The organism is Ornithinibacillus halophilus (genome assembly GCF_900129485.1).
Lineage (GTDB): Bacteria > Bacillota > Bacilli > Bacillales > Amphibacillaceae > Ornithinibacillus > Ornithinibacillus halophilus.
In genome coordinates this window covers 1-12,163 of the sequence record NZ_FQVW01000069.1, presented here as the reverse complement: position 1 = coordinate 12,163, position 12,163 = coordinate 1, and the positions used below count along the sequence as shown (strand labels likewise).

12 protein-coding genes and 1 pseudogene are annotated in these 12,163 nt (G+C 36.0%); 5 read left to right on the top strand and 8 right to left on the bottom strand.

What is annotated here, in order from left to right; translation table 11 throughout:
* Positions 1–551: 551 nt before the first annotated feature.
* Positions 552–1,136, bottom strand: a complete 585-nt coding sequence (locus tag BUB12_RS16345) for a TetR/AcrR family transcriptional regulator (RefSeq protein WP_084063388.1) — start codon at positions 1,134–1,136, stop codon at positions 552–554.
* Positions 1,137–1,282: 146 nt separating this feature from the next.
* Here BUB12_RS16345 and BUB12_RS16340 point away from each other — a divergent pair, with 146 nt between their 5' ends.
* On the top strand, positions 1,283–2,047 hold the full coding sequence (locus tag BUB12_RS16340; protein WP_072891979.1) for an SDR family oxidoreductase: 765 nt from the start codon (positions 1,283–1,285) through the stop codon (positions 2,045–2,047).
* 115 nt (positions 2,048–2,162) lie between these two features.
* Here BUB12_RS16340 and BUB12_RS16335 read toward each other — a convergent pair whose 3' ends face one another.
* The 5 genes and pseudogenes from BUB12_RS16335 to BUB12_RS16315 form a co-directional block, all read right to left on the bottom strand.
* Entirely contained in the window at positions 2,163–3,530 is a 1,368-nt protein-coding gene (locus BUB12_RS16335) for a hypothetical protein (protein ID WP_072891978.1), read from the bottom strand.
* A gap of 185 nt (positions 3,531–3,715) precedes the next feature.
* Positions 3,716–4,690, bottom strand: a complete 975-nt coding sequence (locus tag BUB12_RS16330; RefSeq protein WP_072891977.1) for a nucleoside hydrolase — start codon at positions 4,688–4,690, stop codon at positions 3,716–3,718.
* 26 nt (positions 4,691–4,716) lie between these two features.
* On the bottom strand, positions 4,717–5,349 hold the full coding sequence (locus tag BUB12_RS16325) for a YczE/YyaS/YitT family protein (protein ID WP_072891976.1): 633 nt from the start codon (positions 5,347–5,349) through the stop codon (positions 4,717–4,719).
* A 130-nt stretch (positions 5,350–5,479) separates the two neighbouring features.
* Positions 5,480–5,557: pseudogene (locus BUB12_RS18140) on the bottom strand (YjcZ family sporulation protein); the annotation flags it as partial.
* Between the two features lie 98 nt (positions 5,558–5,655).
* Positions 5,656–5,751, bottom strand: coding sequence for a YjcZ family sporulation protein (locus BUB12_RS16315; protein WP_072891974.1), 96 nt, complete (start codon positions 5,749–5,751; stop codon positions 5,656–5,658).
* A gap of 172 nt (positions 5,752–5,923) precedes the next feature.
* Here BUB12_RS16315 and BUB12_RS16310 point away from each other — a divergent pair, with 172 nt between their 5' ends.
* Positions 5,924–6,757, top strand: coding sequence for an SAM-dependent methyltransferase (locus BUB12_RS16310; protein WP_327196158.1), 834 nt, complete (start codon positions 5,924–5,926; stop codon positions 6,755–6,757).
* A 225-nt stretch (positions 6,758–6,982) separates the two neighbouring features.
* Here the strand turns inward: BUB12_RS16310 and BUB12_RS16305 are convergent, their stop codons facing one another.
* Complete coding sequence (locus BUB12_RS16305) at positions 6,983–7,537, bottom strand: TetR/AcrR family transcriptional regulator (RefSeq protein ID WP_072891972.1); 555 nt, start codon at positions 7,535–7,537, stop codon at positions 6,983–6,985.
* Between the two features lie 148 nt (positions 7,538–7,685).
* Here BUB12_RS16305 and BUB12_RS16300 point away from each other — a divergent pair, with 148 nt between their 5' ends.
* The 3 genes from BUB12_RS16300 (at position 7,686) to BUB12_RS16290 (ending at position 10,063) form a co-directional block, all read left to right on the top strand.
* Positions 7,686–8,612: a DsbA family protein gene (locus BUB12_RS16300; RefSeq protein WP_072891971.1), complete on the top strand. Its 927-nt coding sequence runs from the start codon at positions 7,686–7,688 to the stop codon at positions 8,610–8,612.
* 131 nt (positions 8,613–8,743) lie between these two features.
* The gene (locus BUB12_RS16295; RefSeq protein ID WP_072891970.1) at positions 8,744–9,418 is read left to right on the top strand and encodes an RluA family pseudouridine synthase; all 675 of its coding nucleotides are present in this window, start codon (positions 8,744–8,746) and stop codon (positions 9,416–9,418) included.
* Between the two features lie 99 nt (positions 9,419–9,517).
* Positions 9,518–10,063, top strand: coding sequence for a hypothetical protein (locus BUB12_RS16290; RefSeq protein WP_072891969.1), 546 nt, complete (start codon positions 9,518–9,520; stop codon positions 10,061–10,063).
* A 245-nt stretch (positions 10,064–10,308) separates the two neighbouring features.
* Here the strand turns inward: BUB12_RS16290 and BUB12_RS16285 are convergent, their stop codons facing one another.
* Positions 10,309–11,472, bottom strand: coding sequence for an MFS transporter (locus tag BUB12_RS16285; protein ID WP_072891968.1), 1,164 nt, complete (start codon positions 11,470–11,472; stop codon positions 10,309–10,311).
* Between the last annotated feature and the right edge of the window lie 691 nt (positions 11,473–12,163).

Genomic DNA, 12,163 nt, shown 5'->3' with positions numbered 1-12,163 from the left:
AGTTTGTCTATAATTGACACCAATCAATTATAGGTAAGTTCTTAGCTACTAGAAGCAATGCTTCTAGGTTTTTTATAAAGAAAAACAGGGTTGCTTTTCTCTTGGCAAACTAAAAGTTTTACAACTTCTAGTTTGCATAAGTTCAACTTCGCCTTTCGCCATCACTGGCGATAAGTCTAGTTTCCCTAAACATACTGGTTGTTTTGTTCAGTTTTCAAAGAGCAAAAATTTAAATGCGACAATTAAAAATTCTAACATAATGTTATTTTATAAGTCAATAACTTTTTTCAATTGCCTTTTAATATCGCAACATTCTTTTTTTAGCGACAAGAAGTATATTACCATGCTTCAACAATTAATGTCAATACTTTTTTTATTTATTTAAAAGCAGTCATCGTTGTCGAAACAACAAAAATGATAATATCATATATTTGATAATGTCGTCAATACTTTTTTCGACAAATTTTTTAAAGGCTTTTTTGAGAAGAATCTCTAGTAGATATAAACCCTTAACTAAACAAACTAACTCCTCCTAAATATCGCCTACATTTCTATTGGATACCTTTTCGAAATGGACTATTAATCGATAGTATTAAAATTAATTGCTGATTTAATTCATCAATCGAAGTGCTGTATTCATTTTGATGCCACTCTATTAAAATTCCAAGGATAGCGTTCGTTTGATAACTAACTAAATAATCCACTTGTACATTTTTCATTCGCTCTTGATTCATTCGATCGATTGTCTCTTTCATGAAAGAACGAACCGTATCAAACAATAAATAGTAATACATCATAGGAATATGTTGATCAAAGATAATTTGGTAAAATTCCTGATAGTTTTTCACATGATGGAAGATTTTAATCATATCTGGTTTTATATTTTCTATTTTAAAATTTGTTTTGTAATAAGGTTCTTCATATGATTTCCTTAAGTCTTTCACAATAACCTCTAAATAATGTTTAAATACGCCGTGAACATCTTTGTAATGTAAATAAAAAGTTCCTCGGTTTATATTTGCTAAACGACATAGTTCAGCCACAGTAATTGAATCTAGAGGTTTCTCTTTAATCAATATCAATAAAGCATGACGCAAACTCTCTTGCGTTTTGATAACACGTAAATCCTGTTTCAAAATATATTCACCCCAATAATAAACAGTTTTCTATATTAATGTTGTTTAATTGACACTTTCTTCCTTTTCTGTTGATTGTAGTTATTCTTCCTCTTTAGTATAATTTTTATTGAACACATGTTCAATATTTTTAGGAGGGGTATTAAATGAAAAAATTAGAAAACAAAGTTGCTGTAGTTACTGGAGCTGCTTCAGGGATGGGTAAAGAAATTGCTAAGTTATATGCTTCTGAAGGTGCAAAAGTAATCGTTGCTGACCTCAACCTAGATGGTGCCGAGTCAGTGGTAAATGAGATCACTGAAAAAAATGGAGTAGCAAAGGCTGTTCAAGTTAACGTTGCGAAACAAGAAGATATTGATAACATGATTGATACTGCCGTAAATGAATTTGGGACATTAGATATTTTAGTAAACAACGCAGGAATTATGGATGGATTTGAACCTGTAGGGGATATTCTTGATGAACGATGGGATATGATTTTTGAAGTAAACACAACAGGTGTTATGAGAGCTATGCGTAAAGCTCTTCCTATTTTCTTAGAAAAAGAAAGTGGAGTTATTATTAATACAGCTTCAACTGGTGGATTAAACGGGGCACATGCCGGTGCAACTTATGGTGCATCTAAACATGCCGTTATCGGGCTAACTAAAAACACTGGCTATATGTACGCTCAAAAAGGGATTCGTTGTAATGCAATTGCACCAGGTGGTGTAGCTACGAATATTGCTGCTTCAATGAAAAGTGTAAGCGAATTTGGTATGGAGCGCACGAAAGCTGTACAAGGTGTTATGCCAAGAATTGGACAACCTGAAGAAATTGCTCAAGTTGCGTTATTCTTAGCTTCCGATGAATCAAGCTTTGTCAATGGTACAGTTGTTACTGCAGATGGAGGATGGACAGCAGCGTTTTAACTTGAATAGCACAGGCGCTAACCATCTCAAAAAGGTACAAAGAAAAGACCAACTCAAACTCTGAGTCGGTCTTTTTTTAATCTGGAAATCCCTCAATGACAAACACGAACCGTCCCTATTCCACTTTATCCAACTCATTCATGAAGGCTGGTTTTCGGTGGTAGGTTTCTTTTAAGTCATGAAGCATGGTATCAAAACGTGCTTCCCCACATGCATCTTTAAATGTTTCTAATTTCTTAGCTACATCTCGATATTTCGTTCGATCGGATGCTTGTTCTGCTTCTGACAAAATATATTTTGTAAAAATCTCATCTACTTTTCCCTGGTACTCGTCTACTAAGTAAGGATAAAGTTCAACAATGGTTGAAGGAAACTGTTCACTGTATTTAAGGATTTTATCTGAACGTTCCTCCGCTTTTGCAATGTATTCATACACATGAGGTAAATAATCCGATTGATCCTCTAATAGATTAAAAATCGTGTCAACCTCATTTTCCCATTCTTCCATTGTGTATAAATCTTTTAGTTTGGCATAGGACTCATACTCATTATCACACACAAATTCTCGTAAAATCTCTTTTTGTTTTTCAATATCTTCCGTTGATTCATAAATTTGCAGTCGATAATGCTTCCACTTTTTAACTAAACCTGGATAGTGAGCATCATATGTTTCCCCGTCCAAACAGATTTGTAATGCAGATTCATAATTTCCACTCTCTAACTCTTTTTCAATCGCCATTTCACGGAAATCTTCATTATCTATATTTTCATTAATAAAGTGTTGTGCTTTTTCTGTTTCACCGTTTCTCTCCATAATTTTCAACTGGAGTTGTTTAATGACATTTTGGTCATAATCAGAAGAGTGAGAAGTCATCGAGGAAATTTGAGTTAGAAGCTTATCCAATGTTATTTCCAATTCTTCTCTTGCATTAGAACGGGCAGAATAAATCGTACAAACATCCAATAAATCATGACGAATATTGTTCCATCCATCGTAGCGTTTATGCAGTGCCTCATTTAAAATCAACTGAAACATTGCTTCTTGTACGCGGTGTTTTGTTGATAGAAGTGCCATTGAGGAAGCATCCCTTAGTAGATCAATGCTTCGATTAATCATATAATCAATTTCCCCACCAGAATCATCCGTGTACTGGAGCATATCCGTTACCATCGAAATTACTGTTAGACCCAATCGAATGGAAACTTCTTCCTCTCCACCTACAAGCTTGTCTCTCCCTTTGTTAAGTACCATTTCAGCTCCTTGTAAGGAAGCGTGTACATTTCTCCAAGAAACAAATCCTCGTCTCTTATTCTCATTTATATATTTTCGAATCAATTGTTTACTAGCTTTAATTTCATCATTAGGGGTGAAAATCTTAAATTCCACCTTTTTCTGTATATCTTCATCACCCTCTACTAAATCCATAAGTAAATCTACTAATTCCGATTTTGTTAGTTTTTTAATCTTAGTATGCAAATCCAAACTATCGGACTCCTTCCCAAAAAACAAATCAATCTGTTTAATAGTTTACCATATTTTTATGCTTTTCTCGCAAATGTAATATTTTCCGTACAATTAACTGCTAAAATTTCAAGGGTGTAAGATGGATAGAGGACATTGAGTCTCAGAAGTAACTACTCCGTGTCCTCATAAGATTTCTGACTTTACTAAGAGAGCATTACCCGTTTAAATTCACTAATAAATTGATCATAATGAAGCTTGATACCAATTCTAGTTTTTCCTTTTTTACTTGTAGGGCGTAAATCGATGTAAGACATTCCTCTAGCCTCGGTTTCTTCTATTACCTTAGCATCATAGTACGTATAGTCAACAATATCGGGATTATTAATAATCATTACCGTTAACAGATCGTGGATTGGCGTTCCTTGAATCCCAGGCATACTATCTTTATAAAATTCAAAGTAGTAATTAAAAATCGGTTCCATCATAAATGCATATATATTATTGCTTTTAGAGATATCATTTATAATGTCCGGGGTTAAAACAGCATACAGCGTACAGTTCAGTGGAGTAAGTGTCAAGTTATGCGCCGTTTGAAGAATGTAGTTTGAAGAAGTTGGATCACCATAAAAATTTGCTTCAGCTAGTGCGGTAACATTTCCTGGTACGAAGAAAGCACCACCCATAATATAATAGGAATCAACCATTTTCATATAGTCTGGATATAAAATAAAAGCAGTTGCTAATGATGTCGAACGACCAGTATCCACAATTACCAGTTCATCTTTATATCTTTCAGTAATAGCTCGAATTGTATCGAACGGATAGATGTGATACACCATATTACTAGGAGGTTGAATTGGACCTATTCCTTCTTCACCATGAATTTCGGGATAAAATGTCACTCTCTCCTCTTGTATCGGCTCTGATGCTCCTACAATAATAGGAATATCTGTTCTTCCTGCCAATTGTAGTAAGTATGCTGCATTCGCTGTTGCTTCATCTTGTGTCACATTACCGTAACTTGCAACGATACCAACCAATTCAAGATTTGGATCTAACATTGTATACATAATGGCAATAGAATCATCAATTCCAGGATCACAAAACAATAATACTTTTTTAGTGATTGAAACCCCTCCTTTTCGCTCTACATATATATTCACTTTTTTCAAATTCATACCTTAGATAAGGAGTAAAAAAATATTTAGGCACTTTGTCTACTTATGTATTGTTTTTCTATACCAGAAACAACCTGTTTAAATCTTTTTAATGTGTAGGCAAAAATCGGACTTTGGATAAAGGTGAAGATAAATGTAAACACAAATACTGGTCCACCCAATAGTAGACCGATTACTAAAACAAGGCATTCCGTAATAATACGAACTTTTCCTACAGATGCTCCCAGTTTGTCTGAAATAGATAACATAAAACCATCCCTTGGCCCTGCACCTACTTCTGCTGAATTATACAAGCCGCCACCAAATCCCATAATGACAATTCCAAGAATAATGTATAGAATATCTACCCATGTATGACTTGCTTCTGGAAGGAAATCTAACCATAAATATAAATCTACAAAAGCCCCAACAAGAATACCGTTTAGAAACGTACCTAATTTTATATAACTTTTATCTAATATCCATGACACAACAATTAAGAAAATCGAAATTATAATCGACCAAGATCCAATCGATAAGCCAAACTGATCATATAAAGCAACATTCAATACATCCCATGGATGAACTCCAAGATGTTGCATATTTAAAGCAAACGTGATTCCAAGACTAAATATCATTAGCCCCACCGTAAAAAATGTCCATCGAATTATTCGTATCATATTTCCCCTTCTTTCTCTACTTATCATAATATGATTTTCGAAAATTCGAAAGACTATTGTTTTAAATATCGGTCTGGGAAAAACAAAAGGGGCAGCCCATGATGAGCTACCCCCTTTCTATTTATTCAACTTACAGCCAAGCTGCACCTACAATGATTAGAAGGATGAATAGCACCACGATTAATGCAAAACCGTTGCCGAATCCTCCACCTTGATTATAAACTGGCGCTCCATATCCATAAGAATAGTTTTGATCACAATGTCCATAATGCATAATAACACAACTCCTTTTAAAATTGATTTATATTAATATCCAAATCCAGCTGAACCAACAATTATTAATAAGATAAACAGCACTACGATAAGTGCAAATCCACCACCAAATCCAATTGCTTCACTCATCTGTGAAACACCTCCTTAAGCATTACACTATTACCCTATGTAAAAAACCTAAGGATGTAATGGACATTTACCCATTTTCGGCAAATTTCTAGGTGGTACACACCAGATTAAAGACATTAGCCTATATGTGACTTAAAGGTAAAATTGGTATGGTAAAATTAGGTATTAACATATAGGGGGGATACTTATTTTTCAAGTAAATGAAAATACAAAAACGTTTATTTCTACATACCAATTATTTTATGATGACCCAATTCAACAAGTACAACTTCAACATCGTCTAGAATTAGTGAAAGCTTTTTCAATAAAACAAGGAATGAAGGTTTTAGAGATTGGTTGTGGACAGGGGGATACAACTGTAGCTCTTGCAGACGCAGTAGGGAAGGATGGAAAAGTTGTAGCAATTGATGTTGCGAGTACGAACTATGGTGCACCATTAACACTAGGTCAAGCAACTGAACAAATAAAGAACTCTTCACTTGGGAACCGAATTACTTTCCACTTTGAAACAGATGTAAGTAATCTTGATTCCGACCAATCCTTTGATGCAGTTGTCCTTTCACACTGTTCTTGGTATTTTAAACAACCTGAACTATTACTTGATTACTTTAAGAAAATCCGTTCCATGACAAATCATCTTTACTTTGCAGAATGGGATCTTGATTTTAAAAGCCTGTCACAACGCTCTCACTTTTGTGCTGTCATGTTACAAGCTTTGTATACGAATTTTATCCAAAATGATGGAAACATCCAAAATCTTTTTTCTAAACAACAAGTACACCATTATCTAAAACTAGCTGGTTTTCAAATTGAAAAAGAACTGACAGTAGATGCCACTTATTTGCAGGATGGTCAGTGGGAAAAAGAAATGGCGAGTGAGTTAAAAGACAATTTTGTGAACATACCTCCAAAGATACATACATTGGTTCAAAGTTTTTATGATTTGATGAACCAATCTGAGGTCGAAGAACAATCATTAAACAGTTTTGTAATTTGTGCAAAATAAAAAGGGAAAGGCTGCCTTTTTGGGAGCCCCCCCTTCTTCATACACGGACATTTGATACGCTATTTTACTGAAATCATTACTTTTCATGAAGTTTTGGACAAATGATACGTTATATGACGGTTTTCACCATGAAATAGGTGAATTATAGTTTAATAGGGGAACAAATGTCCTTATCGTCCTCCAAAAAACACTTTTCTCCAAATTAACGGAACAGATGTCCGGCACTCAGGACAACCCCTTCATTAAATAAGGAATAGCTGATTGAATATATGCTTCAGGAGTTACATCCTTCACATTCCTTCTCCACTCAACAGAGGCTCCGTAAATTCCCCAAGCTAACATAACAGCCGTGACTTGCAATCCTTCCTTATCTTCTCCTTCATGCTGCCTAACTAACATTCGATAAAAAACCACTTCTAATTGCTCACGAATAATTCTGGCAATTGTTTCTTCATATCCCCTATGACAGCGATTAGATAATGCATTTTGAAAGTTAGTAATTGCTGTAAAAATACTTATTAACGTTTCCTCATTAATTTCGCTATTTTCATAGGCATTGCAATCTAAATTGATTAGGAGTACTTCCGATAACACTTTTTCGAGTAAGTCATAGATGTCTTCAAAATGATAATAAAATGTGGCCCGATTAATCATTGCCTCATTCGTTATATCTTTCACCGTGATATCTTTGAACTCCTTTTTAGCGGAAAGTTCCATAAAAGCATCCATGATAAATTTACGAGTCCGTAAAATTCGAGGATCTGTCTTTGCTTCACTCATCTCGAAAGTACCTCCTACTTTTTCAACAATTTCCTATATGTGTTGGATAAACAACATTTTTAAAATTCTATTGGTGTTGCTTTGTATTATTATCTAATAAACTACAATTAGAAAGCAAATGAACGACCTTTATAAGGAGGAAATAATAATGACTACGAAAAATAATCTAATTTGTGATTTAGAGACAGGGGTATGCGGTGTAGCAGGTGAAGATGAAATGGAGATGATTGATTTGAATAAACCTCAAAAAACAATCGATTTATATTATGTAACTGACCCAATCTGCTCCCACTGCTGGGCACTAGAGCCAACACTTCGTCGTTTCCAGGAACAGTATGGTGACTATTTTAACTTCCATACTGTAATGGGAGGCTTATTGGAAAAATGGCATGGCGGTCCTATTGACCCTGCCAATGGTATTTCTGGTCCTGCAGACGTTGCTGGGCATTGGAGAGAAGTTGGCGAACATTACAGGATGCCAATTGATGGCTCCCTTATGATTGACAATCCAGTACAGTCATCATTTCCACCATCCCGAGTGTACAAAGTCATCCAAAAGCATCATGGTGAAGAACTGGCAACTGAGTATTTACGTCGTGCTAGAGAGAACCTCTTTGCCTTCAATCAAAATATTGGGGAGCGCAGAGAGTTAATTGAAATTTTAAATGATCTTGGCTTAGATGGTGAGGAAATTGTGAATGAAGCAGAGTCAGCAACTGGTGATCAACTATTAAAAGAAGACTTTGCACTAGCTGCAAAATTAGGAGTAAGAGGATTCCCAACAATCATTATGGTAAATGAAGATAATAAAGGGGTTAAAATGGTTGGAAATCGCCCATTGGAATATTATGTTTCTGGGTTAACACAAATACTAGATGGAGAGGAACCTAAACCTAGCAAACAACCGACACTTGCAAACTTGCTTGAAAAAGAAAAACTCCTCTTCGCAAAAGAAATCGAAGTTATGTATGATGTTGATGCCTCTCAATTACAGGCATTTGTTGAAAAAGAACTATCACCAGAGCAATATGAAGAAAAAGAATTGCTAGGCGAAAAATATTTTGTACAGCAATAACCGTGAACAAGCACCTGGCTCCTAATTCGGTGCTTTTTTGTTGAAATATTAATTATTACTCTTTCATTTGCCTCTCTAGTAGTCTAGTATGTTACCATTACTATATAGCAATCGATAAAGGAGTTTTTATGATGAACGTCCCTATTCTGTATGAGGACAATCATTTACTATTTGTTGAAAAACCTGTCAATATACCTGTACAAGAAGATCGTTCGCAAGACCAAGATTTACTTTCCTATTTGAAAGAGGATTTAAAAGTTCGCTATCAAAAACCAGGAAACGTGTACCTCGCCCTTATCCACCGGTTGGATCGGCCTGTCGGAGGGGTAATGGTATTTTCTAAAACATCAAAGGCCGCCTCTCGACTATCGGATGCAATGCGAAGAAAATCAGTAGATAAACGATATTTGGCTGTTATTAGAGGAAACCCTTCAAAAAAACACGGAGTTCTTGAAGATTATTTAGTAAAAGACCGTAAGAAAAACAAAGTATATACTACTGAACCTCATCAAAAAAATGCCAAAAAGGCAGTATTAGAATATGATGTAATTGGTCAAAAGGAAAATATGAGTCTCGTTTCTATTAAACTAATAACGGGACGTCCACATCAAATTCGAGTCCAATTCGCGTCACGTAATCTTCCACTATACGGAGACCAAAAGTATGGTAAAAAAGTAAATGAACCTGGCCAACAAATCGCCCTTTGGTCCCAGTCACTTGAAGTGGAGCATCCAACTAAAAAAGAAGAGATTAAAGTTCAATCAACCCCACCAAATAAATATCCATGGAATTTATTTAAGAGGTAGAGGCTATCGTATTGATAGTCTCTTTTTAATTATTCACTCTTTTCTTAAATCGGATTATCTGGTAACCTATTTTATATGAATTTGTAGAGGATGGACAGAATGAATTGGATTATTTGGTTAATAATTGCGTGTGAGATTGGGTTTTGGGTATTTATTTTACTAGGGCTCGTGACTAGATATATTTTTAAGAAGGAGTCGTTAGGTTTATTTCTACTTGCCATGACACCAGTAGTCGACTTCATTCTTTTAGCTGCTACTAGTTATGACTTATATCAAGGGGCTACTGCAACAACAGCTCATGCTTTAGCTGCCATTTATATCGGGGTTTCCATTGGATTTGGAAAAAGTATGATTAAATGGGCAGATGAACGTTTCTCCTATTATGTAACTAAAACAGGACCAAAGCCTGTTAAATTATATGGGATAGACTATGCAAAGACTTACTTTAAAAGTTGGCTTAGACACCTTCTTTCCTATGTAATCGGCGCAACTATAATTGGGATTATTTATGTCCTCATTAATGACTATGAAAGGACCGAAGCAATGGTCCAAATCCTTGGCCTTTGGTCACTCGTACTTGTAATTGATCTAGTGTTATCAATTACTTACTTTATTTTTCCAAGAAAAAAAGAATCACGACTGTAGGAGATGTTGTTGTGGCAATGTGATGGGCCCTCATTCCGTTATTTCCTATAAAAGTGAGCATTTTAGCATGTAATGTAATCCTCGTTCCGTTATGTCTCATTTTCACACTCATTTCGAGGAAATATCCTCTAATAACGGAACCATGATTCATTTCAACCATTAACGGAAGGTTTTTCAGGCTTATAGAGGAATGAGGATTCATCTCAAACTACCAATGAATCCTCACTCTCAAGCCCTACAAAACTCTACCCTCTAACCCTCATACTTTCTCTTGCTCTATACCCTTGAAAAAGTACAAGGGCAATCATGGATAAGAGGATTCCTGAAATGTATGGCAAACCAATTGCCATCGAGTATAATAATCCTCCAATCACTGGACCAGCAATTCTTCCCAATGAATCAAAGGATGCTAAATATCCTGTAGCTGTTCCATGGCCATACGACGATTTCTTTGTCAATAAGGAAGAGACACTTGGCCTAATCACACCATTTCCAACCCCAAATACCGATAAGAAAATAGCAGCAGTTGTAAAGTTTTCTGTGAATAGTATCAACCCAAATCCAACAGCTGAAACGAGGATTCCCATCTGAATAATCCGGGCTTCACCAAATAACTTTGTTAGTTTCCCCATCGATCCTTGGACAACCGCACTAGCCAGTCCCATAATCATAAATAGATAGCCAAGAGTTACAGAATCTAATCCTGCTTTTACAGCTGCAAAATAAGCAAAGGTTGCTTCTAAACCTGATAATGATAATGAAATGAAAAATTGTAGAAAATACAACATTGCTAGTGGGCCACGAACAACTTTTGACCATGTCCCATTTCTTTTAGTACGATTATTACTAGTTGAATAATGTATTGATTCCTGAAGAACCAGCATCACCAACACTAACGTTAAAAATGATACAATCCCAGCTAAGTAAAATGGGGTATGTAAATTAACATTGGTAAAGACTCCACCAATTGCTGGTCCGAAAATGAACCCTAGGCCAGTAGCTGCACCAATGACTCCCATGCCTTTTCCACGGTCATTTTCTGATGTAATATCAGCAACATAGGCTGTTACTGTCGGCATATTAGCTGCTGATAAAATTCCACCAATGATACGTGCAGCAAACAACATCCACAATTGTGTAGAAAGTGCTAACATAAAGAAGGAAAGAGACAAACCAAAAATTCCAATCATGATTACTGGTTTCCTACCAACTCGATCTGAAACCCGCCCCCACATTGGTGCAAAGATGAATTGCATTAAAGAATAAACAGCCATGAGTAACCCTAATTCTGTCGGAGAAGCCCCTAATTCCTCGGCATAAAATGGGAGGACCGGAATAATAATTCCAAACCCTACCATAACAAGGAACATTATAAGAAATAGTATTGGTAATACTTTTTTCGCATTCAATTGTATTCCACCTTTAGTTAACAGACGCAAGTGTATTTCACTCTTACTTCATCTATAATTTCTATATCAATACAGTCCCTTTACATTCTTTCGCTAGTATGTAAAAAATAAACCTATCCTTAGTATTTAAACTATAACATAATATTAGCACGTTATTGATTTATTTTATTTCGCATATAACGGTCAGTAATACCCTAAACGAGAAGACTATGAGGCATGGCCAAAGAAGATATGTTGTGGGAAGGGGAGGACACTGAAAAACTAAGTGATAATAAAAAAATGGGTCCGACAGTTCTATATGCAGTTTAGTATGCAGGGGTTTGGAGGCTGAGACAAAAGTGTTTTAGTTAAAGCAAAATCCGAACTTTATTCAGGATTTAGATTTTTTATGAAATGTAAATGTAGTGTAATCTCTGCCGCTTCAGAAATACACTTCGCTTTCCGCGGGCGGCTGGTGAGCCTCCTCGTGCTAACGCACTGTGGGGTCTCACCTATGCCTCTGCTCCCGCCGGAGTCTACGTGTATTTCTTACGCTAGTGTGTATTCTTAGACAATAAGAATTATGGACCTACTGCAATATCACTAGTTGATTGGAACGGAGGGCAGTCGACTCCTGCGGGAACAGCACGTGACCGAAGACCCCACAGCGGTGGTTTTCCGCGAGGAGGCTGAGGCCGTGCCCGCGGAAAGC

Coding starts and splice junctions, on each gene's coding strand:
- BUB12_RS16340 (WP_072891979.1), top strand. CDS start 1,283: ATGAAAAAATTAGAAAACAAAGTTGCTGTAGTTACTGGAGCTGCTTCA.
- BUB12_RS16330 (WP_072891977.1), bottom strand. CDS start 4,690: ATGAATTTGAAAAAAGTGAATATATATGTAGAGCGAAAAGGAGGGGTT.
- BUB12_RS16325 (WP_072891976.1), bottom strand. CDS start 5,349: ATGATACGAATAATTCGATGGACATTTTTTACGGTGGGGCTAATGATA.
- BUB12_RS16315 (WP_072891974.1), bottom strand. CDS start 5,751: ATGAGTGAAGCAATTGGATTTGGTGGTGGATTTGCACTTATCGTAGTG.
- BUB12_RS16305 (WP_072891972.1), bottom strand. CDS start 7,537: ATGAGTGAAGCAAAGACAGATCCTCGAATTTTACGGACTCGTAAATTT.
- BUB12_RS16300 (WP_072891971.1), top strand. CDS start 7,686: ATGACTACGAAAAATAATCTAATTTGTGATTTAGAGACAGGGGTATGC.
- BUB12_RS16295 (WP_072891970.1), top strand. CDS start 8,744: ATGAACGTCCCTATTCTGTATGAGGACAATCATTTACTATTTGTTGAA.
- BUB12_RS16290 (WP_072891969.1), top strand. CDS start 9,518: ATGAATTGGATTATTTGGTTAATAATTGCGTGTGAGATTGGGTTTTGG.